Source organism: Planobacterium oryzisoli (assembly GCF_015354315.1).
In the GTDB taxonomy this organism is placed as follows: domain Bacteria; phylum Bacteroidota; class Bacteroidia; order Flavobacteriales; family Weeksellaceae; genus Planobacterium_A; species Planobacterium_A oryzisoli.
On sequence record NZ_JADKYY010000002.1, the window covers coordinates 149,116 to 170,618 of the forward strand.

The 21,503-nt window shown below is 40.4% G+C and carries 22 protein-coding genes; 14 read left to right on the forward strand and 8 right to left on the reverse strand.

The genetic code is table 11. The features are described 5' to 3' along the window. From IC612_RS02305 to IC612_RS02315, 3 genes are read left to right on the forward strand one after another with little or no spacing between them, the layout of a single operon-like run. Positions 1–432 (forward strand): nuclear transport factor 2 family protein, encoded by a 432-nt coding sequence (locus IC612_RS02305; protein ID WP_194738559.1) that lies wholly within the window; start codon positions 1–3, stop codon positions 430–432. An 18-nt stretch (positions 433–450) separates the two neighbouring features. After that, on the forward strand, positions 451–1,557 hold the full coding sequence (locus IC612_RS02310) for a 5-(carboxyamino)imidazole ribonucleotide synthase (protein ID WP_194738560.1): 1,107 nt from the start codon (positions 451–453) through the stop codon (positions 1,555–1,557). A gap of 43 nt (positions 1,558–1,600) precedes the next feature. Then, complete coding sequence (locus IC612_RS02315; protein ID WP_194738561.1) at positions 1,601–2,029, forward strand: CBS domain-containing protein; 429 nt, start codon at positions 1,601–1,603, stop codon at positions 2,027–2,029. A gap of 6 nt (positions 2,030–2,035) precedes the next feature. On the opposite strand, the gene IC612_RS02320 is transcribed toward IC612_RS02315, so the two are convergent. Beyond that, on the reverse strand, positions 2,036–2,941 hold the full coding sequence (locus tag IC612_RS02320) for a DMT family transporter (RefSeq protein WP_194738562.1): 906 nt from the start codon (positions 2,939–2,941) through the stop codon (positions 2,036–2,038). Positions 2,942–3,083: 142 nt separating this feature from the next. Between IC612_RS02320 and purE the strand changes: the two genes are divergently transcribed. Further along, the gene (gene purE / locus IC612_RS02325; protein WP_194738563.1) at positions 3,084–3,584 is read left to right on the forward strand and encodes a 5-(carboxyamino)imidazole ribonucleotide mutase; all 501 of its coding nucleotides are present in this window, start codon (positions 3,084–3,086) and stop codon (positions 3,582–3,584) included. Here the strand turns inward: purE and IC612_RS02330 are convergent. Further along, positions 3,581–4,405: an alpha/beta hydrolase gene (locus IC612_RS02330; RefSeq protein ID WP_194738564.1), complete on the reverse strand. Its 825-nt coding sequence runs from the start codon at positions 4,403–4,405 to the stop codon at positions 3,581–3,583. The two genes, purE and IC612_RS02330, sit on opposite strands and share 4 nt — an antisense overlap. A gap of 22 nt (positions 4,406–4,427) precedes the next feature. Continuing rightward, the gene (locus tag IC612_RS02335) at positions 4,428–5,630 is read right to left on the reverse strand and encodes an aminotransferase class I/II-fold pyridoxal phosphate-dependent enzyme (protein WP_194738565.1); all 1,203 of its coding nucleotides are present in this window, start codon (positions 5,628–5,630) and stop codon (positions 4,428–4,430) included. Positions 5,631–5,781: 151 nt separating this feature from the next. Between IC612_RS02335 and IC612_RS02340 the strand changes: the two genes are divergently transcribed. Next, the gene (locus IC612_RS02340) at positions 5,782–6,240 is read left to right on the forward strand and encodes an Lrp/AsnC family transcriptional regulator (protein WP_194738566.1); all 459 of its coding nucleotides are present in this window, start codon (positions 5,782–5,784) and stop codon (positions 6,238–6,240) included. Positions 6,241–6,243: 3 nt separating this feature from the next. Here the strand turns inward: IC612_RS02340 and IC612_RS02345 are convergent, their stop codons facing one another. The 3 genes from IC612_RS02345 to tyrS form a co-directional block, all read right to left on the reverse strand. Further along, the gene (locus IC612_RS02345; protein WP_194738567.1) at positions 6,244–6,891 is read right to left on the reverse strand and encodes an alpha/beta hydrolase; all 648 of its coding nucleotides are present in this window, start codon (positions 6,889–6,891) and stop codon (positions 6,244–6,246) included. A gap of 6 nt (positions 6,892–6,897) precedes the next feature. Continuing rightward, entirely contained in the window at positions 6,898–7,665 is a 768-nt protein-coding gene (locus tag IC612_RS02350) for an acyl-CoA desaturase (protein ID WP_194738568.1), read from the reverse strand. Positions 7,666–7,751: 86 nt separating this feature from the next. Further along, positions 7,752–9,047 carry a tyrosine--tRNA ligase gene (gene tyrS, locus IC612_RS02355; protein ID WP_194738569.1) on the reverse strand — a complete coding sequence of 432 codons (1,296 nt, stop codon included), beginning with the start codon at positions 9,045–9,047 and terminating at the stop codon, positions 7,752–7,754. Between the two features lie 148 nt (positions 9,048–9,195). On the opposite strand from tyrS, the gene IC612_RS02360 reads away from it, so the two are divergent. The 9 genes from IC612_RS02360 (at position 9,196) to IC612_RS02400 (ending at position 18,335) form a co-directional block, all read left to right on the forward strand. Continuing rightward, on the forward strand, positions 9,196–9,411 hold the full coding sequence (locus IC612_RS02360; RefSeq protein WP_194738570.1) for a hypothetical protein: 216 nt from the start codon (positions 9,196–9,198) through the stop codon (positions 9,409–9,411). Positions 9,412–9,502: 91 nt separating this feature from the next. Further along, positions 9,503–10,051: an RNA polymerase sigma factor gene (locus IC612_RS02365; RefSeq protein ID WP_194738571.1), complete on the forward strand. Its 549-nt coding sequence runs from the start codon at positions 9,503–9,505 to the stop codon at positions 10,049–10,051. A 10-nt stretch (positions 10,052–10,061) separates the two neighbouring features. Beyond that, positions 10,062–10,934, forward strand: a complete 873-nt coding sequence (lipA, locus tag IC612_RS02370) for a lipoyl synthase (protein WP_194738572.1) — start codon at positions 10,062–10,064, stop codon at positions 10,932–10,934. Positions 10,935–11,021: 87 nt separating this feature from the next. Continuing rightward, positions 11,022–11,855, forward strand: a complete 834-nt coding sequence (locus IC612_RS02375; RefSeq protein WP_194738573.1) for a dienelactone hydrolase family protein — start codon at positions 11,022–11,024, stop codon at positions 11,853–11,855. 26 nt (positions 11,856–11,881) lie between these two features. Then, positions 11,882–12,400, forward strand: coding sequence for a lipocalin family protein (locus IC612_RS02380; protein ID WP_194738574.1), 519 nt, complete (start codon positions 11,882–11,884; stop codon positions 12,398–12,400). A gap of 9 nt (positions 12,401–12,409) precedes the next feature. After that, entirely contained in the window at positions 12,410–13,654 is a 1,245-nt protein-coding gene (locus IC612_RS02385) for a CinA family nicotinamide mononucleotide deamidase-related protein (RefSeq protein ID WP_194738575.1), read from the forward strand. 88 nt (positions 13,655–13,742) lie between these two features. Next, positions 13,743–13,979, forward strand: a complete 237-nt coding sequence (locus IC612_RS02390; protein ID WP_194738576.1) for a FeoA family protein — start codon at positions 13,743–13,745, stop codon at positions 13,977–13,979. After that, a complete protein-coding gene (gene feoB / locus IC612_RS02395) occupies positions 13,972–16,146 on the forward strand; it encodes a ferrous iron transport protein B (protein WP_194738577.1) in 2,175 nt (724 codons plus the stop codon). Before IC612_RS02390 ends, feoB begins: the two co-directional genes overlap by 8 nt. Before the next feature lie 113 nt (positions 16,147–16,259). Then, positions 16,260–18,335, forward strand: coding sequence for a M13 family metallopeptidase (locus IC612_RS02400; RefSeq protein WP_194738578.1), 2,076 nt, complete (start codon positions 16,260–16,262; stop codon positions 18,333–18,335). A gap of 84 nt (positions 18,336–18,419) precedes the next feature. On the opposite strand, the gene IC612_RS02405 is transcribed toward IC612_RS02400, so the two are convergent. Both IC612_RS02405 and IC612_RS02410 read right to left on the reverse strand, forming a co-directional pair. Next, the gene (locus IC612_RS02405) at positions 18,420–18,992 is read right to left on the reverse strand and encodes a hypothetical protein (protein WP_194738579.1); all 573 of its coding nucleotides are present in this window, start codon (positions 18,990–18,992) and stop codon (positions 18,420–18,422) included. 129 nt (positions 18,993–19,121) lie between these two features. Next, positions 19,122–21,263: a S46 family peptidase gene (locus IC612_RS02410; RefSeq protein ID WP_194738580.1), complete on the reverse strand. Its 2,142-nt coding sequence runs from the start codon at positions 21,261–21,263 to the stop codon at positions 19,122–19,124. Positions 21,264–21,503: the final 240 nt, after the last annotated feature.

Consider the following 21,503-nt stretch of genomic DNA (forward strand, 5'->3'; position numbering starts at 1 on the left):
ATGAAAATATTTATTTTTCTTTTTTGTCTATTAGCGCCGTTTGGAATTAAAGCCCAAGAGGAAAACGAAGTCCGTGCGGTGGTGAATTCATTCTTTGCTGCGATGTATGAAGCGGATTCTTCACGACTACTTTCTCTTACCCATAAAGATTGGAAGCTCTCTACGCTGGACAGCGTTGGGCAAGTGCGCAATACAAGCACCGATTCATTTATACAGAGCATTACAAGCGCTGCTCCCGGGGATTTTAAAGAGTTGATTTCGCAAAAGAATATTTCGGTAAAAGATGCCCTAGCAATTGTCCATACGCAGTACCAGTTTTATTATAAAAATAAACTTTCGCACTGTGGAGAAAACGTATTTATTCTAGGAAGGATAGGATCGACTTGGAAGATACTTTCTGTTACAGATACTAGGGAAAAATGCATTTTATAATCAGTATAAAAATAAAATATGAAAATTGGAATTCTTGGAGGTGGACAGTTGGGTAGAATGCTGATTCAGCAAGCACTTAAGTACGATGATACTTGGGAGGTGCTGGATCCTTCGGCAAATGCCCCTTGCGCAAATATTGCACGTCATACCCTAGGTAGTTTTGCCGATTACAATGCAGTGCTTGAATTTGGACGCAAGGTGGATGTATTGAGCATAGAAATTGAACATGTAAATGCCCAGGCCCTAGCAGACCTTGAAAAGGAAGGTATTAAAGTAATTCCTAATGCGAAGGCAATTTCCATGATACAGAGCAAAATTATGCAGAAAGCATTTTATGTCCAGCACGGAATACCTACGGCTTCGTATCAGGCAATCCAAACTGTTTCCCAGATTAATTTCCCTACACCTTTTGTGCAAAAAACCAGTACTGGGGGTTACGATGGAAAGGGTGTGCAGATTATTCGCAGTAAAGAAGAAATGCATAAACTATGGGACGTGCCCAGTGTTATAGAAAGTTTAATAGATATAGAAAAAGAACTCTCCGTGATAGTGGCAAGAAATGAAAAAGGAGAAACTGCTGTTTTTCCTATTACCGAGATGGTTGCCGATCCAGAACTCAACTTACTGGATTTTAATGTCTGTCCCGCAGAAATTTCTAAGGATGTTCATGCACAAATCCAAACTATATCAGATGCATTTTTATCCGCTGTAGATTCTCCAGGTCTGTTCGCAATAGAATTATTGCTGGACAAACAGGGTAAGGTATGGGTAAATGAGGTGGCACCACGATTGCATAATTCGGGACATCAGACACAGGAAGGAAATGCCAATTCCCAGTTTGAGCAGATGTACCGTATCCTTAAAGGGTTCCCACTTGCAGATACGAATTCGATTGGGTACTCCGGGATGTTAAATTTAGTAGGTGCGGCAGGGTACTCTGGTCGGGTCCAATACGAAGGACTGGATAAGGTGCTTACCCTATCTAGAACGTATGTACATCTATATGGTAAGGAACAGACTCAACCCGGAAGAAAGATGGGGCATATCAATGTAGTACGCGATTCGCGGGAGGAATTACTCGACATGCTACTGAAAATCAAAAAGATGGTGCGTGTAATTTCATAATTTTTAATAATTTTATTGGTATCAAATCCCAAAAAAATTAATTATGAGTAACGTAGCGAATGCATTAGCACACAAAGTAAAGCCAATGATTAGTATCGCGCCGCAAGCGAGCGTTTTAGAAGCTCTGCGGCTAATGGCTGACAACAACGTGGGTTCTGTTGTAGTAAAAACGGAACAAAAATACTACGGTATTTTCACTGAGAGGGATTATTCCCGCAATGTGATATTAAAAAACCGGCATTCAAGTCAGACCAAGGTAGAAGAAGTGATGTCCAGTGATCTGCCCTCAGTTTCCTCTACCGACAGTCTAGACCACTGTATGGCATTAATGTCCACGCATAATATTCGTTATTTACCTGTCATGGAAGACCATGTTTTTGCCGGTATTATTTCCATTACTGACGTGATTCGGGAAAAGGTACTTCAGCAAAAGGAAATGATTGGACATTTGCAGAACTATATACACGGTTAAAATACCTTATTGCTTCTTAAACATACCTTTTCGGTAATTCATTAGAAATACCCCTGCGATAATTAGTGCAGTGGAGAAAATGAATCCTGTACTGATTCTTTCATCTAGTACTGCCCACCCCAGAAATACTGCTATTATCGTGTTAAGATAGCTCAAGGTAGATATTTGGGAAGGTTTGACTCGCTTTATAGCATATAGAAATGCGTAGTAGGCAACGACTGAACCGAAAACTCCAAGATATACTACATTCCAAAGCGATAAGGTGCTCCAGGTACTTGGGTCAACGGACGGGTATGCCATGCGGGCAATAAATAGTTGTAAAACCGCAGCAAAAGCAAATTGATAAAATAAATTGAGTAAAATGGAACCTGATGAATTGGATAATGTCTTGCTGTATAAAGTCCCTGATGCCCACGCTATGATCCCTACGAATAGGATTAAAATGCCTTTGATATAACTTGGATTAGTTAAGTCTTTAAGTCCGTCAGAGAATACTAATACAACTCCGGAGAATCCGAGCACTAGGCCAACAATGGATCTAATGGTAAATCGTTCCATCCCTAAAAGGCTACTACCTAGAAAGACTAGAAGGGGAGAAGTAGCTGTCAACAGCGAGGTCAAGCTGCTGGAAATGTGCTTTTCTGCTACAGTAGTCATTCCATTGGCAAGTACGATCATAAGTACAGAAAGAACGATTTGTACTGCAAGGTTTTTCCAGCCAATCCAATCAAATTCTTTTCTGTATAGTAAGATAGCCAGAATGAGAGATGCCGCTATGCTCTGTCTTATACCTGTTACATACCAAGGGGGAATAGTGTGTACAGCAATGCGTATGGAGAGGTACGTCGTCCCCCAAACGACGGCTACAATACATAGGGCCACATACAAATAAAGGTTAGCTGGTTGCTTCATTGGAATTAGGGGGAAATTTTAGGGGGAATAATTTAAGTACAGTTGAGGGCAAAGGTATTTGATTTTGACGGTAAGGACAAGCAAAATCCCTTAGGATTATTTATAATTTCGGAATTGTCTTATCTTTGAAAAAAAAGCGAAAATGGTTGGTATCATAATGGGCAGTGAAAGTGATTTGAAGATTATGTCGCAAGCATCGCAAATCCTACAAGAACTAGAAGTGGAATTTGAACTTACCGTAGTTTCTGCGCACCGAACACCTGATAGAATGTTGGAGTACGCACAGACGGCGGGTAAAAGAGGTATCAAGGTCATTATTGCGGGAGCTGGAGGGGCAGCACACCTTCCAGGCATGGTGGCAAGTTCTACTACCGTGCCTGTAATTGGTGTTCCAATACTTTCTTCTAATTCTATTGATGGATGGGATTCAATCCTGTCTATACTGCAGATGCCTTCAGGGATTCCAGTCGCAACGGTGGCTTTAAATGGAGCGCTTAATGCAGGTTTACTTGCGGCACGCATCTTATCCTCATTTGATACGCAATTACGCCAACGCTTGGTGTCCTACCAAAGCAGATTGGAAGCCAAAGTCTTGAAATCTGTGGAAGTTCTGAAAGAGTCGTATCCGAACGGGTTTGATTAAAGACTCCAGAGCCAGAGGTAAGCCCGTGCAAATTCGCTTCTCCAAAAATTTTCATTATGTACCCCATTGGGATCTGATAAAATTGCTGTATTCTTTCTCTTAAGTCCGTTGTTTTGCAAGTGTTGTACCACCTCTCTGGTGTCTTTTTCGATTGTACTGCTTTCGTTTAAACCTTGAATTATGTATAGACTCTTTCGTGAATAATGGCAATTTCTGCTCGAACTTATGAATGAGACTAATGGTTGTAAATTAATCCAATACGCAGGACTAAACACTAGGGCTTTTGAAAAATAATCATTTGAATAACCCAAAGCAAAAGTAGAAATTAGGCCTCCTAGGGAGCTTCCACCTATATAGGTATGTCTTTTTTTGGTTTTGGTCCGATAGTTCTTGTCAATGTGTGGTTTTAAGCTGTTTGTGATAAAATCCAAATAAGCTTTGCCTTGGCCCCCCTTGTATTTAGGATGCGGGAAGGGTGTAAGTTCGTTTATTCTATTCTCACCGCCATGTTCTATTCCAACTATGATCGCCATAGGTTTTTTTTTGAAATAGAGACTGTCCATCGTTTCGTCTATGCCCCACTCACCACTGTAGGAGGTGTTACGGTCAAATAGATTCTGGGCATCTTGGAGATACAGAACAGGATATCTTTGCTTGGCGAAATCGTAGTTAGGTGGTAAATAAATCCATATGCCCTTGGTATAGCCAAGTTGGGGAGCGTATAATGAATCCTTTAGAACGGTGCCTTTTCTGGTGGCTTGAGCCTTGAAACAGGGTGCCAATACCAAGGCTACAATCAAAATTATAAGACTTTTAATCATAGGTTAAAAGTAGCGAACTTTCCTACGCTTCCGCAATACCATCTAGTATACTTTTCATTTGGACATACGTTTTTGCTATATTTTCATCCAAGCCAATGGAGAAACGAATTAAGCCGGACGTTAGTCCCATTGCTTGCTGCTCGTTTTCCGGTATTTCCGAAGAGGTGGAGCTGCCCGAGGCTGAAAATAAAGTTTTTGAAAACCCTAGACTAACTGCCAAATAACCAAGGCCTCTTTCTTGCATGCCTTCCATTAGTTTGGCAGCATTGCTATGGGTCTTCATGTCTAGAGCTAGGAGGCCTCCATATCCTATTTTGGGGTCAAAAAATGTATTTGCCAGAGCGTGCTGCGGATGTGAGCGTAAACCAGGGTACAGTACGGTGAAGCCGTCGCTTTCCAATTTTGTTGCTAAGTATAATGCATTTTGTGAGTGTTTCTGCATGCGTACTGATAAAGTTCGCATGTTTTTTAAAATGCTGGCGGCCCTTTGCGCGTCCATTGTAGGTCCTAACAGCATACTGGCACCTGAGTTTACATCCCTTAGTGCTTCCACAAATTCAGTGTCCCCACAGACAACACCCCCTAACGCATCACTTGTACCATTGATGAATTTCGTAAGACTATGAATGACCACGTCTGCCCCTAACTCTTTGGGCACACATAAAAGTGGCGTAAAGGTATTATCCACCACAATTTTAATTCCTTTTTCTTGGGCTAGTAATTTAATGGCATTAAAATCCGGTATTTCCAGTAGAGGGTTACTAAGGGACTCAAAATAAAGTACTTTTGTGTTGTATTTGATTGCTTGAGAAACGTGCTCGAGATTAATCATATTTACAAAAGAAGTCTCGATTTGATATCTTGGTAAAAAATTCTTCAACAGTGCGTAGGATCCCCCATAGATCGTTCGTCCCGCCACAATATGCTCACCGCTTTGCAGTAACTGCATTAAAGTAACGGCGATAGCGCTCATACCGGAAGCAGTCACAAGGGCTGCGGGCATGTTTTCCATTGCGGCAAGACTTCGTGCAAGATAATTGGTGCTTGGGCTGGAATGACGGGAGTACAAATACATTCCTTCTGTCTGCCCTTCGAACGTCTTTGACATATCTTGGGCGGAGTCAAAAAAATAAGTAGAACTGTCGGAAATAGCAGGATTAACCCCTTTTTCACTTGTTATTCCATAGGTTTTTTCAAGTCTTTCAGCAGCGGTAGTATTATTCATAGGGTCGGATTTATTCTACTAATATGTACAAATGTAAATTTAAAAACAAGCTATGTTACCTTTAGTAGAATTAAAATGGAGTACTATTAATTTTGGTAGATTTTTATTCTATATTTGCTTTTAGTATAGGTGTTAACCCGAAGTATTTTCTATGGAATTAGATAAAAAAGACAGATTGTTACTTACTCTACTGCAAAACGATGCGAAACAAACCACCAAAAATTTGTCTTTGCAGCTTGATCTGTCCGTCACTGCTGTGTTTGAGCGGGTAAAGCGCTTGGAAAGAAATGGTGTTATTAAAAGTTATGTTGCAGTTTTGGATCCGAAAAAATTAGAAAAGGATTTTGCAGTACTCTGCCATGTTAAGCTCCTGCAACACAGTAAGGAGTACATCACTACTTTTGAAAGACAAATTGTGGAGCTTCCGGAAGTAATGGAGTGTTTCCACGTAAGTGGAGATTACGACTACATTTTAAAAATAGTGGTTGGAAGCATGGAGGAGTACCGAGAATTTATGGTGTCGAAGCTAACCACCTTAAAGCATATAGCTAGTACCCATAGTTCTTTTACGATCAAGGAAGTAAAGCGAGAATTTGCGTTTACGTTGTAAATTCTAACTGTTTATAAAGTCCATAAGGTCTTTGTAATTCTTTGGGTTTATTGCATGGCCGCTCATGTATTCCCGAAAAGAAAAGTAGCATCCTAAATCATACAGTAGGTCGGCTGCTTTTCTGGCCCATTCTATAGGAATTATTCCATCTTCTGTGCCGTGCGATATAAAAAATCGCAGATGTTCTAGTTCTTTTTTTGAGATGCTACCTAATTGCAGCAGTGATTCTTCCGGGTATGCACTCAAGCATGCTACTTTCCCGAAAAGATTTGGATTTCTTAAGGCCAGTGCGTAGCACAGCATTCCTCCTTGGCTAAAACCACATAAATGAACTTTTTGGTTATTTAGACCGTAGTGGTTTTTAATTTGTACTATCGTATTTAAAATGTCGTTCAGAGAATCTATACCCTGCTGTGTATTGATACTTGGGGACTGATCCAAAAAGTTGATATCAAACCATGCGTAGGAGACTGGGTCAAGGACTAGCGGTCCTCGCAGACTCACCACAAGGAAATTTTCGTCCAGTGAATCGCTGAATGCAAGTAAATCTTCTTCATTACTTCCGTATCCATGAAGTAAAATAAGAAGGGGGGTTGTAGAAGTAATTTCTGACGGACTTTTTGTAGAGTAAAAGAGTGGCAAGCTTTCCATCGGATTTTAGTTTCGAGGTAGAATCTCACGCTTTGGCGTCGCCATTACTCTATTCATTTTAATCCATCCAAGTTTTTCCAATCCTAGCATGATTATGTAGGTCACATCTATTTCGTGCCACCGTACGCCTCCAAAATTAGGACGTCCTCCAAATTTGTGGTGGTTGTTATGGTATCCTTCGCCCATCATTAACCAATCGAAACGGAATAGGTTCTTAGAAGTATCCGACACCTTAAAGTTAACATAACCATAGATGTGTCCGAACCAATTTATAATCATTCCATGTATTGGAGCCATCATGTATGCTACCGGTAAAAACAGCCATTGCCACCATGCGTCGGCAAAGAAAATAAAGAATACCGTATAGGCTACAGCCCATCCTATTCGGGAGACCCATGAGCTTGCAAAGCGGTCAAAACTTTTCCACTGAGGTACATTTTTGGTGAATTTTTCTTCTACGCGGATCTTCTCCTTGTTAATCATTTGATAGATGTTTTTCGTTCTCCACATCATTGCAAATGGATGCGGGTCGTATTTTGGAGAGTGGGGATCATTTTCTGTATCCGCAAATGCATGGTGCATCCTATGCATTACGCCGTAACCATACGCGCTTAAGTAGTTAGAACCTTGAGTAATCCAAGTGAGCACGTAGCACAATTTCTCTCCAAAACGAGACATTTTGAAAGATTGGTGCGCTGCATATCTGTGTAAAAAGAACGTTTGGAAGAATAAACCTGAGTACCAGAGTACTATAATGAAAATAATAATAGCCATGAATGTAGTAAAATGTAAAAATACGTCACTTTATAGTTAAAAATGATTAAAAAATAAATTTTAAGTAAATTTAACTATGAAGTACGTTAGACCGCTTTGATGATAAAGTAATTCTTTTTCCCTTTTTGAAGTAATATAAATTTTCCTGCAATCAAATCTTTTTGGGTGATTTGAAATTCCTTGTCAATTTTTGTTTTATTGATTGAGATGGATTGACCTGTAAGTTCTCTTTGCGCTTCACTTTTAGATTTTAAAAATCCTGATTGGGTACTTAAAATGTCCACGATATCCAATTCGAGGAGATCTTTCAGTGGAACTTCTTTTTGAGGTACTCCATCAAATATTTCTAAGAAGAGTTGTTCATCCAAGCTGCCTAAATCCTCCGCGGTAGATTTGCCGAAAAGGATTTCTGAAGCTTTTACAGCGCGTTCGTATTCGCTTTGGGAATGTACCCAAATAGTAAGCTCCTCTGCCAGTCTTTTCTGCAATATACGAAGATGAGGTTCTGTATCGTGCTCTTTAATAAGCCGTTCAGTCTCATCTTTAGAAAGAAATGTATAGAATTTAATAAAACGTTTTGCATCGAGGTCTGTTGCATTAAGCCAGAATTGGTAAAATTTATAAGGTGAGGTCCTTTTGGGATCCAACCATATGTTTTCTCCACCTTCCGATTTGCCAAATTTAGTACCATCGGATTTGGTGATTAGAGGGACTGTAAGTGCATACGCAGTCCCCTGGACCTTCCGTCGTATCAGTTCTGAACCTGTAGTAATGTTTCCCCACTGATCAGATCCCCCCATTTGAAGTTTTACATTTTTCTCTTTGTAGAGGTGGAGAAAATCGTAACCTTGTAAGAGTTGGTAAGTAAATTCAGTGAAACTCATACCTTCAACTCCTTCTTCACCTGAAAAGCGTTTCTTAACCGAATCTTTTGACATCATGTAATTTACGGTGATGTGTTTGCCGATGTCTTTTGCGAAATCCAGAAATGAAATTTCTTTCATCCAGTCGTAATTGTTTACGAGCTCAGCAGAATTAGGAGCGTCCGAGGAAAAATCAAGGAATTTCTCCAACTGCTGCTGTATACACTGCACATAATGATTAAGAGTAGATTCATCCAATAGGTTCCTTTCAGAGGATTTGCCTGATGGGTCACCTATCATGCCTGTTGCTCCTCCCACAAGTGCAATCGGCCTATGTCCGTGCTGCTGAAAATGTGCTAGAATCTTGATAGGAATAAGACTTCCTATATGTAATGAATCTGCAGTAGGATCGAAGCCAATATATGCGGTTGTGATTTCCTTATTCAATTGCTCCTCGGTTCCAGGCATCATGTCTGCAATTAGACCACGCCATTTTAGTTCTTCAATAAATGAATTCATTACAGATTTTTTAAGGTGCAAAAATACAAAAAAAAACAGTGTTCACGGGTTTGGTTGTAAGCTTTGGTACAATAAATATAGAGTGATTTTTTGTAGGTAGATTAATTGGAATGCAATTTGAATAGAGGTTCTAAATAATCGAAATTCTATGCGCACGTTACGTTTTCTGGGAACTCTTATTTTGTTTGGCACCGTTACCTCCCAATGTACTAAACAGTCCAAAGTTCTTACCGATACATTGGGAGATACTACAGGCGATATTGTGTCCACAGCTGTGGATTCTTTACTCGTAATCGATTCCACTACAATTGATTCCACAATATCAGATTCCGTCTTTGCAGAGACAGAGGTAAAAAGCCCATAATACCTATAAATACAAGTTTTGAATCCTCTTGCAGCCTTAACCCTTACACCCTGTGTATAGGGTCGTTTTTATTTTGTAATTTTGTAGTCCAATGATAGATGCATCACTCTATAGTTTGATACTTAGTGCAAGGCAGAAGGATCAAAAAGCACAGACCAAATTAATCAACATGTATTGGGTCGATGTATTTAGTTTTGTACTTAAGAAAGTAGAAGACCAAAATGATGCTGACGAAATCACTGTCAATGTATTTTCTAAAGTACTATCCAAACTAGAGCTTTACGATCCCGCCTTCGAATTTAAAACGTGGGTACTTACTATAGCACAAAACACGATCATTGACTTTTGGAGAAAACGCAGAAGGGAACTTCCCACTGCGGACGACACACAGTCCGATCTACACGGGCAATTTGCTATGAGTCCCGAAGAGCTAATGATTTCTGAGGAAGAGGCAAATAGCATACAGACTATAGTAGAAGGAATGGATGAGTCTTATAGGGATATAATTCGGCTTCGTTTCTTTGAGGAACGAACAATCAAGGAGATTGCAGAGCAATTGAATATTTCTGTATCCAATACCAAAGTACGAATTATGAGAGCGAAAAAAGTTTTGGCTTCATTATTAAAACAACCTGAGTAGATCAGATATTATGGAAAATCCAATTTTAGAACCTACTGCTTTAGTTCAAAAACCTAAATGGATAAGGGTAAAACTACCCACTGGTAAAAATTATAGGGAGTTACGAAGTTTAGTGGATAAATATAAGCTTAACACCATTTGCCAGAGCGGCAGCTGTCCTAATATGGGAGAGTGTTGGGGAGAGGGAACTGCCACCTTTATGATTTTAGGAAATGTCTGTACTCGAAGTTGTGGATTCTGTGGAGTAAAAACCGGAAAACCTCTTGAAGTTAATTGGGACGAACCGGAGAAAGTGGCACGATCAATAAAGCTGATGAAGATTAAGCACGCAGTGCTAACTTCTGTGGATCGGGATGATTTGAAAGATATGGGTTCCATACTTTGGGCAGAAACTGTTCAAGCGGTCCGAAGGATTTCCCCTGGAACTACAATGGAAACGCTAATCCCGGATTTTCAGGGAATTCATAAACATATCGACAGGTTAGTCGCTGTAGCCCCGGAAGTGATTTCTCATAATATGGAAACGGTAAAACGTTTGACCCGTGAGGTTCGTATACAAGCACGATACGAGCGCAGTTTAGAAGTGCTTGATTACCTTAAATCGGCAGGTCAAAAGAGAACCAAAACTGGATTAATGCTTGGACTTGGCGAGACTAAGGACGAAGTTTTCCAAACCATTGAAGACATTCGAGGAGCACAAGTGGATGTAATTACTATTGGACAGTATCTACAACCCACTAAAAACCATTTGGCAGTTAAAAAATTTGTCACACCAGAAGAATTTGAAGAATATAGGGTTTTTGCTCAGTCTCTTGGCTTCAGACATGTAGAGAGTTCTCCGTTGGTTCGAAGTTCGTACCATGCAGAAAAACACATTCATTAACAGGAAGTACAACTTTTAGAAGGCGAATTTAAAAATTCGCTTTTTTATTGCCGATACAGTATATTAGTGAAATAAAAACTACATAAAATGCGTTATTACAATTTTGCCCTTATCTTATTTGTATTGCTTGGTCTGCTAGTCTCCTGTTCAAAGAAAGAACACTCGCAGGAGTCTGTTGCGCAAACAGAGACTACTGATGGTATTACCCTTGAAGAACTATCCTACGATATTAATGGAGTAACTCACCGATCTTATGCGGCATACGATGCACAGGCAGGAACTTCCCTACCTGTAGTTATTGTACTTCCCGAATGGTGGGGTATGACGGATTTCATCAAAGAAAAAGTGCACGCTTTCGCCAAGCTAGGCTACTACGCGGTGGCAGTGGATTATTACGGGGAGGCAAAGGAGGTTGAGGATCCTGCAGAAGCAAGCAAATTGTCCTCTCATTTTTATAACATTCCAATTGATGCGCGACGTATGTTTGACGCAGTAAAGAACAAAATTATTATTTCTCCAAATGCCGATTTTAACAAGATGGCGATTGTGGGATACTGTTTTGGAGGTGCGCAGGCGCTCAACATGGCAAGATTATCCGATGACTTTAAAGGGGTAGTGAGCGTTCATGGTAATTTGCAAACCGGAATACGGGCAAAGAACAATAAAGTCCAATATTTGGTCCTACATGGCAATGAGGATTCCTTTGTACCGAAATCGGAAGTAGAAGGATTCAAGAAGGAGATGGATTCTGCAGGTGCTAATATGCAGTTTATTGGGTATGAGGGAGCCAAGCACGCTTTTAGTAATCCCAAGGCAGATGAAATCGCCAAAAAATATAATTTGGATATTGCACATAATCCCCAGGCTGCTAAATCGTCCTGGGATAGAACAGTACAGTTTTTGCAGAAAGTACTTCGATAACCAACTAATTTGAAATCTATAATATTATGAAACTAAACATGTATCTGATGTGTTTAGCACTAATCGTGTTAACCTCTTGCTCGGTTGGAATTCCGGACGGGGCATCTGCTATCCGTGATTTTCAAAGTGAAAAATACCTAGGAAAATGGTTTGAGATTGCTCGCTTTGATTTTAAATTTGAACGTGATTTAGATAATGTAACTGCGGAATACTCTAAAAAAGAAAATGGCCATATCAAAGTTGTTAACCGCGGATTCCACACTATTGATAAAGTATGGAAACAATCCGTTGGAGAAGCAAGGTTTGTTAATGATCCCAGTGAGGCACGTTTAAAAGTGTCCTTCTTTAAACCCTTTTGGGCAGGATACAATGTAATTGATATGGTTGACTATAAGTATGCATTGGTGGCTGGCAAAAATTTAGATTATTTGTGGATCCTATCTAGAGAAAAGACGATTCCTGGTGAGGTAAAGGAAAGGTTTTTAACACACGCACAAAGGATTGGTTACGACACGTCTCGATTGATCTGGGTTAATCATGATTGAGATCTTTAAATGAAAGCAAGTATACTTATTATTGGTGACGAAGTTCTGGCCGGAGCTACTCAAGATACAAACTCAGGTTTCATCGCTCTGGAGCTTCGTAAATGGGGAGTGGACATCGACCGAATTTTGACGGTTTCGGATGAAGTCAGCACCATAAAGCAAGCTCTGGAATTTTGCTTCCAAACATCGGAACTGGTTATATCTACTGGAGGTATAGGTCCTACTAAGGACGATAAAACCAAAAGTGCTATTTCACAATTTTTTCGTACTGAATTGGTTTTTGACAGTGGAACTTATAGCCATCTTAAGGAGTTGTTTCGACAAAGAAACCGTTTGGAACTATTGGAAATGAACCGGGGACAAGCTATGGTGTTTTCAGATGCTCAAGTGCTTTTAAACCGCTATGGAACAGCACCGGGTCAAGTGATTTCAAAAAACGGACGCACCGCAGTTGTACTTCCGGGCGTTCCATATGAAGTTAAGCCCTTGATAAAAGAAAACCTGCCGACTATTCTAAAGCGCTACGGACTGAATACCCAATTTTATACCCGAACAGTTTCTGTAGTTGGGATTCCTGAAAGTAAACTGGCCCAAATACTTGAAGATTGGGAGCTTAGATTGCCTGCAAATACTACACTTTCTTATCTTCCTGTTGGAAACCGAATTAAGCTAAGACTTACTGCAAAAGGTCCAGTTGCCATGGAACTGGAAAAGCAGCTGGAATATCATATTTCAATGCTTCAAACTTTAATTGGTCCGAATATTATTGGAAAGCACAAGGATAAAATCGAGGATATTCTAAAAGATGTTATCTTGGAGAAAAGTTTATCGCTGAGTGTTGCCGAGAGTTGTACTGGCGGATTGCTGAGTGGTTTGATTACTAGTGTTAGTGGGAGTTCTTCTTATTTTAAAGGCGGGGTTGTTGCGTACGAAGCAGCACAAAAGTCGAGAATATTAAATGTGCAGGAACACACCATTGCAACATGCACAACGGTAAGTCCTGAAGTTGCAAGCCAGATGGCGGAAGGATGTCGCCATCTTTTTAACAGTTCTGTATCTATAGCAACAACAGGAGTAGCCGGCCCTTTAAGCGATTCGTATAATAACCCTATAGGGTTAGCCTATATAGCAGTTAGTACTTCCCAAGGGACAAGCGTTGAGAAAGTACACCTTTCCCACTTGGATAGAGAAGATTTTATGCGCTTTATATCCCAACGGGCTCTTCAATTTTTAATTCAAGTCTTACAGAAATAATTAGAACTTTTACTTAAAAAGAAATTCTGGTGCATTATTTGTTAGACTAGTCTAATTTTGTAATTTTGCAAATGAAATCTTTGATTGAATGAAAGATTTAACGTCATTAAAAAATAAAGACAGTGCGATAATTAAAGGATTCTCCCAACACTGCAATGTAGTGATGAGAGACAGACTATTGGATCTGGGGTTCGTTCCCGGCACACGCGTGTTCCGAATACGTACAAGCCCATTAGGAGATCCTGTAGCGTATAGTGTGCATAACACTGTTATATCACTTCGCCATGAAGATGCCGAAGTAATACTTATAGAAAATAATGAATAATAAGAGTCCTAACCCTTTTGGTCACGACTGTGGGAGTTGCGTGCATAGTGCCGTTTCTAATATTACTGGAAAGGGTAGGATTCGTGTGGCTTTGGCAGGAAACCCAAATACGGGAAAAAGCACCATATTTAACGCTTTGACAGGACTAAAGCAGCACACGGGAAACTGGCCTGGAAAAACAGTGCAATCTGCTACTGGAACAGCCTATTACAAGGAAACACGTTTTCAATTTGTAGATCTGCCGGGTACTTATTCTCTTCTTTCAAATTCGGAAGACGAACAGGTAGCTCGGGATTACTTACTCTTTGAAAATCCCGATGTTACTGTAGTAGTTGCAGACGCTTCGCGATTGGAACGGCATCTGAATCTACTGCTTCAGATAATGCAGATAACTCCAAATGTTGTACTATGTTTAAATCTAATAGACGAAGCTCAGAGACATGGTGTAGATGTGGATGCTAAACTGCTTTCTAGGGAGCTGGGGATTCCTGTGGTTAAAACAAGTGCCCGTAGTAAAAAAGGATTAGACCGCTTGCTGGAATCCGTTAATTTGATTGCCGAGGGGAAATGGAACATACAGGACCTACCCCAGATAAGAATGAGCGAAGGACCGCAAATAGCAATCAGTACTTTAATAGAGAGATTACGCATGCTTGATCCTGATCTTCCCAGTGCTCAATGGATTGCGATGCGTTTATTGGAAGGCGATGGGGTGGTATTTCAAGCTCTCCTTTCAGGGAAATTCTCTTCCCGAATTTCCGATCCTCACGCGCAAACTCTCTCACTTTGGATAAATGAACTGAAAGATCAGGTGGAATCTAGTTTTAGAGACACATTGGTCTCTGCTTTCTATTCACGTAGTACTGAGTTAGTAAAAAAGTGCGTAAAAGCAAGCACTTCTTTTTCTCTTTCCTTATTTGATATACGATTAGATAATTTGGTAACCCACCGCCTATGGGGTTTTCCTATTATGTTCTTACTACTTGCTACGGTTCTCTGGTTGACAATTACCGGGGCCAATTATCCATCGCAATGGTTGAGCCATTTATTGTTAGATATTGGCCTACCGCTCCTTAAATCTTTCTTTGTGAATTTGGGAACGCCCGCAGAGTTGAGTGGGTTTCTCGTAGACGGAGTTTACCAGTCTACTGCTTGGGTAGTCTCCGTGATGCTTCCACCTATGGCTATCTTTTTTCCTTTATTTACTTTGTTAGAGGATTTTGGTTATTTACCGCGTGTCGCCTTTAACCTTGATAGACTTTTTAAAGGAGCGGGTGCTCATGGAAAGCAGGCGCTTACCTTGAGTATGGGTTTTGGATGTAATGCAGCTGGTGTGGTATCCACCCGTATTATTAATAGTCCACGAGAGAAGTTACTAGCCATTATCACCAATAATTTTTCTCTTTGTAACGGACGCTGGCCTACACAAATTCTTATTGCGACCATTTTCTTAGGTGTTTTGGTGCCTCCTGCATGGTCGAGTACCGTGGCAATGCTCGGGGTAATAGCAATCGCAATTTTAGGTATTGCATTTACTTTCTTTACATCCTGGTTACTCTCTTTAACTCTACTTAAAGGAAAAGCCTCCTTCTTCACTTTAGAGCTTCCACCTTACCGGCCGCCCCAATTATGGCAAACGTTATATACCTCACTCATTGACCGAACCCTTGTTGTTTTATGGCGCGCAGTGGTGTTTGCCGCTCCTGCGGGCGCAGTAATCTGGTTGATATCCAATATTATGGTGCACGATCAGACAGTTGCCGTTTGGATTGTAGAGTGGTTGAACCCCTTCGGTCTCTTTATTGGCCTTAATGGAGTAATTTTATTGGCCTATATTGTGGCGATACCTGCGAACGAAATAGTGATCCCGACCATCCTTATGCTTACTGTATTAGTGCTTGGTACTCCAGCGTTAGGCGCAGGTTCAGGAGTATTATTTGAGGCAGACCAACTAGTTATAAGCAATCTTCTTCAAGCCGCTGGGTGGACGACTCTCACTGGAATTAACCTCATGCTCTTTAGTTTACTCCATAATCCATGCAGTACTACCATCTACACTATTTATAAAGAGACCGGCAGCGTGAAATGGACGTCAATCGCGACGATTTTACCAATAATTTATGGTATCATCGTGTGTGCAGCGGTGGCATTTTTATGGAAATTGTGAATGCTCTCAAATCCTTTATTGCACCTAATACAGAATTCCCTGCTAGTAATTTCCTATCATTTTTGTAACTTCAGTCCGATTTCAATAACTTATACTTAAAATTGATTCGTGATATGAAAAAAACAACTATTAGTGTGGTAGCACTTACAGGTATCTTATTCCTAAGCTCCTGTACAGTCAATACACCGGTAAATCCTTCTGCGGAAAGTAAGGAAGTCACTCAAGTAGTTTCTGAGCAAGGGCTTAATCTCGATTATATGGACACTTCAGTGCGTGCACAGGATGATTTCTTTGGATTTGTTAACGGTAACTGGTACAAAAACACTGAAATTCCGTCCGATAAAGCATCATGGGGGTCTTTCAACAAACTACGTGAAGATACAGACAATGCCTCCCTGACAATACTAAATAAAATACTGTCTACCCAATATAGTCCCAATTCCGAAGGAGAAAAAATTCAGGCCCTGTACGGAACGTTCATCGATTGGGACGCACGTAACAAGGAAGGGCTTGCTCCTATCCAATCGGACTTGGCTAAGATAGATGCCATTAAATCCGTTTCAGACTTACAGAATTATCTGAATCAGGCTACTCTTAAAGGAGATAACCCTCTGTACGGTTGGAGAGTAGGGCCGGATTTAAAGAACTCGGTTATGAATGCGGTATACCTTGGTGGACCTACGTTAGGTCTTGGAAAAGATTATTACCAGAAGGTTAACGAAGCTAACACTAGAACTTTGGAGCAGTATGAAGCCTTTGTGACCAAGCTTTATTCCACTCTGGGTTATAGTAACCCTGCTGCAAAGGCTTCATCACTAGTAAATTTTGAAAAACAGCTGGCCCAGTATCTGCTAACTAATGAGCAGGGTAGGGATGCGAATCTACGCTATAATCCTAAATCAATACAGGAGCTCTCTACTATAAGCAAGAATGTAAACTTACCAAGCTATTTAAAGTCTGTTGGAGTGGAAACCGATAGGGTGATTCTAAGTGAGCTGAAATACTACGAGAATCTAGATACTATCATTTCTGAGAAGAATTTGACACTTCTAAAAGATTATATAAAGTTGCACTTATTACGCGGTAGTATGGGCTACCTTAACCAAGAAATGGATGATCTCCAATTTGATTTCTATTCCCGCTACCTCCAGGGGCAGCAGCAGCAGCGGTCCATGGACAAACGCGGATTACAAATGATAAACGGTGTATTGGGCGAAGCATTCGGGAAACTCTACGTAGAGGAGTACTTTCCCAAAGAGGCTAAAGCCCAGATGCAGACGTATGTAGATTATTTGAAGAAAGCTTTTTCTGCACGAATCGAAGGGCTTGATTGGATGTCGCAGGCGACCAAAGTAAAGGCCCAGGACAAGCTCTCTAAGTTTAAAGTGAAGATTGCATATCCTGATACGTGGCGTGATTATTCGGAACTTAGAATGGAGAGGAAGTCTGAAGGGGGATCCCTTTACAAGAATATGGAGAACCTCTCCACTTGGAATTACAAAAGAAATTTAAGTAAGATCGGCCAGCCAGTCGACAAGTCGGAGTGGGGTATGTCACCACAGACAGTAAATGCTTATTACAGTGCTTCCAACAATGAGATCGTGTTTCCAGCGGCTATCCTACAACCACCTTTCTTTAACTTTAAGGCTGACCCGGCCGTAAACTTTGGAGGGATCGGAGCGGTTATAGGCCACGAAATTTCGCACGGATTTGATGATGGCGGATCACGATTTGATGGTGACGGAAACCTAGTGAATTGGTGGACGGATTCCGACCGTAAGAACTTTGATGAAAAGGTTGGTGAGCTCGCAGCGCAATACGATCAATACGAAGCAGTAAAAGGAAGCTTTATTAACGGTAAATTTACTAGTGGAGAAAATATCGGTGACCTTGGAGGGGTAGCTGTAGCCTATGAAGCCTTACAAATGTATCTTAAAGACCATGGTAATCCTGGGTTGATAAGTGGGTATACCCAAGACCAGAGGTTTTTTATGAGCTGGGCGACGGTATGGCGGACAAAATCGACTGATCAGTATGTACAGAACCAGGTTAAAACCGATCCTCATGCTCCTGGATACTATCGAGCCTTTGCTCCGTTGCTCAATATTGACGCCTTCCATGAAGCTTTTGATACTAAACCTGGAGACAAACTTTATAAAGCACCAGAGGAGCGAATTAAAATCTGGTAGATAGTCTTAGTTGTGGATCCGGCCACAATGTGAATTTTCTGTCCCTGTAGAGCGCATACTTTACAGGGACATTTTTTTTATACTTTAGTCGATCGCTTTAAATATTATTGACTTCTTAAAATACCCTTTTTCAAAGGCTTGCAGGAATAGATCGTCATCAAAATTTAACAGATAATCTTGTTCCAATTCGTCTCCATCCAACTTGCTGATAGAGGGTATTTTTGCTATCGTTGCCGCATCCAAATCATCAATATTAAAGTGAAATACATTAATGAGGCTTTGATCTGGGTGGTGACAAAACAGAAAATACTCCCAATAACCATTGCCTTCTCTGTTTTTAATCCCTGCTAAATAGTGGTGCTCAAGCTTCTTTATCTGATGCGGTTGGGAGTATCTAAGGTTAAAGGCTAGATCATAATCCTCCATATCGTATTTCGATGACAGAATTAGCCGCACATCTTTGCCCGAACGGTTTATTTGCAAAGTGTCGTTGCTCTCACTGGCATAAATACCGGTCATTCCCGAGGGCAATTCATGAGTGATAGGGACATGAGTGAAAAGTTCGTTCTTATAAAATGCATTGTCACAGGAGATGAACATCCATGCGCTAACTAGCAGTAATGCAATTTTAAATAGTTTTAATGTGTTAATTTTCATGGCGTTTGATTTTATTGCATTGAAGTTAGGCTTTTTTTGGTATCATAAATGAACGTCTCTTCTTAAATGTTATGCATAAAAAATGTGCAGCTATTTCTAACTGCACAAATAAGAATTAAAAATTAAGATTTACTTAATTATCTTCATTTCATCCAGTAGCCACGATGCTCCTGCAAATTTGTCTATTATGAAAAGAATGTATTTACTATCCACCATTATGTTCCTACTGAAGCGTGGGTCGAAATTGATGTCACTCATTGTACCTTCCCACTGGCGGTCAAAATTAAGTCCAATAAGATTTCCATCGGCATCTAGCGCAGGCGATCCTGAGTTCCCACCTGTCGTGTGATTTGTTGCAGTGAAGTTAACGGGCACATCACCAGTAGAATTAGCATAAATTCCAAAATCTTTCTTATTATACAGATCAATTAGTTTCTCCGGTACATCAAATTCGTAGTCTCCTGGAACGTACTTTTCCATGACGCCCGCAAGGTGCGTCTGATATCCGTAGTACAGTGCATCCTTAGGATTGGATCCTGCAATTTTACCATACGTTACACGCAGCGTAGAATTGGCATCTGGAAAGAATGGTCTTTTAGTGTCTGTCTCCATTTGCTGCTTCATGTATAGCTTCTGTAGTGCGTCGATTTGGTTCTGGTACGAAGTAAACTGCTTATCTGTAGTTTTTAGGTACGAGTCTCTTAATGATTCAAAAAGTTGAACGAAAGGATCTCTTTTGATTTCTTGAGCCAATTGCATAGGGTTTGAGAATACCTTATCGATATCTTTTTCTGCAGTAGCCCCGTTAAACGCCCCACGACCTGTGATTACAGAGCTCTTAGACATCTGTTCAAAAACCTCTTGGTTCTTCTTTTCATCTTTGTAGTTGCTTAATACCGGTGGTAAAAAGGAGGCATCCATTCTGTTGGCATATAAAGCAATCACCTTTGCTGTTACTTTCGCATCCAGCTCTGGATCGTAATTTGCGTATAAGCTTTTTAGGCGATTCTTTGCATTCTGCAGTCCTTTCTCATCAATTTTTCCTGTTTTGACAGCATCTGCGATGTTGGAATAGAAGCTTGCTAAACTTAACGTTTCCGCATTCCGGATTACTTCCGTATAGTAGGCTCTATTGAGTGCATAAGGTGCCTGTTGAGTATAGAGTACGTTGAACTGATCAATGGTCTTTTTGATAGCCGGATTCTTGGAGATTAGGTACGTTTCGTATTCCTTTTTCTTTTCTACGGCTTTAGACTTGGTTAACCCCTCCACTTCTCCTTTCCATTTTTTCCAGTAGTTGGCCACACTAGCAAACTTGGATGCATATTTTAATTTTACAGCAGGGTCTGTACGCATTTTCTCATCCAAAGTCTTCAAAGCTACATCGCGTACGTCAATCATGGCCGGATCTATTTCAGAACGGATCTTCTCTACTGCTATGGAAGGGAGATATTCTGTAGTCCTTCCAGGAAAACCGTATACCATAGTGAAATCGCCTTCTTTTTTATCCTTTATGGAAATCGGTAAATAATGCTTTGGCTTAAACGGTACATTATTGGGACTGTATTCTGCGGGCTTATTGTCTTTGTCCGCATAAATTCTTAGAACTGTAAAATCACCAGTATGTCGTGGGAATACCCAGTTGTCGGTGTCTGAACCAAACTTACCGATGGAACTTGGAGGCGCGCCGACCAAACGTACGTCCTTATACGTGTCAATAGTATACGCATAGTACTTATTCCCATAATACATTGGTTTAATAACTACCTTTTGGTAGGGAAGCGTCTTAAAGGAAGAAGAGATTTTTTCAATGTTCTCTGAAATTTTTCTGTCTAGTTTTTCAGCAGAAAGATTCTGTGTTTGGGCAAGAACCTGTTCAGTAACTTCCTTTATATCGGTAACAAAATCAACTGTTACACCAGGATTTGGAAGTTCCTCTCCTTGATTCATTGCCCAGAAACCCTCACTTAGATAGTCGTTCTCCATAGTGGAATGTCTTTGAATCTGACCATAAGCACAGTGGTGATTAGTAAGAAGTAAACCTTTGGGTGAGATTATTTCTGCCGTACATCCTCCATTAAATTGTACTACGGCATCTTCCAAACTCGGTTTGGATGGGTCAAAGATATCATTGGCGGACAATTTCATTCCCATCTGCTTCATTTCCTTTTCATTAACTTCCGTTGGTATCCACATACCTCCGTATTGCTGCGCGAAAGCCATGGCAGCGGGCAGTAATACCGCGGAGAGTAAAAACTTTTTGTTTATCATAAAATTCAGTATTGTATGTTACAAGTCCCTAAAAATAAGGAAAATTCTTTAAAAGTATGGTGCTATTGAGGGAGCTTTAGAAAAATGGCATTGGGTTTGAAGCCGTTTTGGAAAACACCATGGAATATTATCAATTTACTGATTTGTTATTACTTGCCTTACCTGTAGCTTGCGTGGCATGGACGGTAACACACGAAGAAATTTTTCGTGAACCTAGAGAATTGTGCGTGAAGAAAAGCA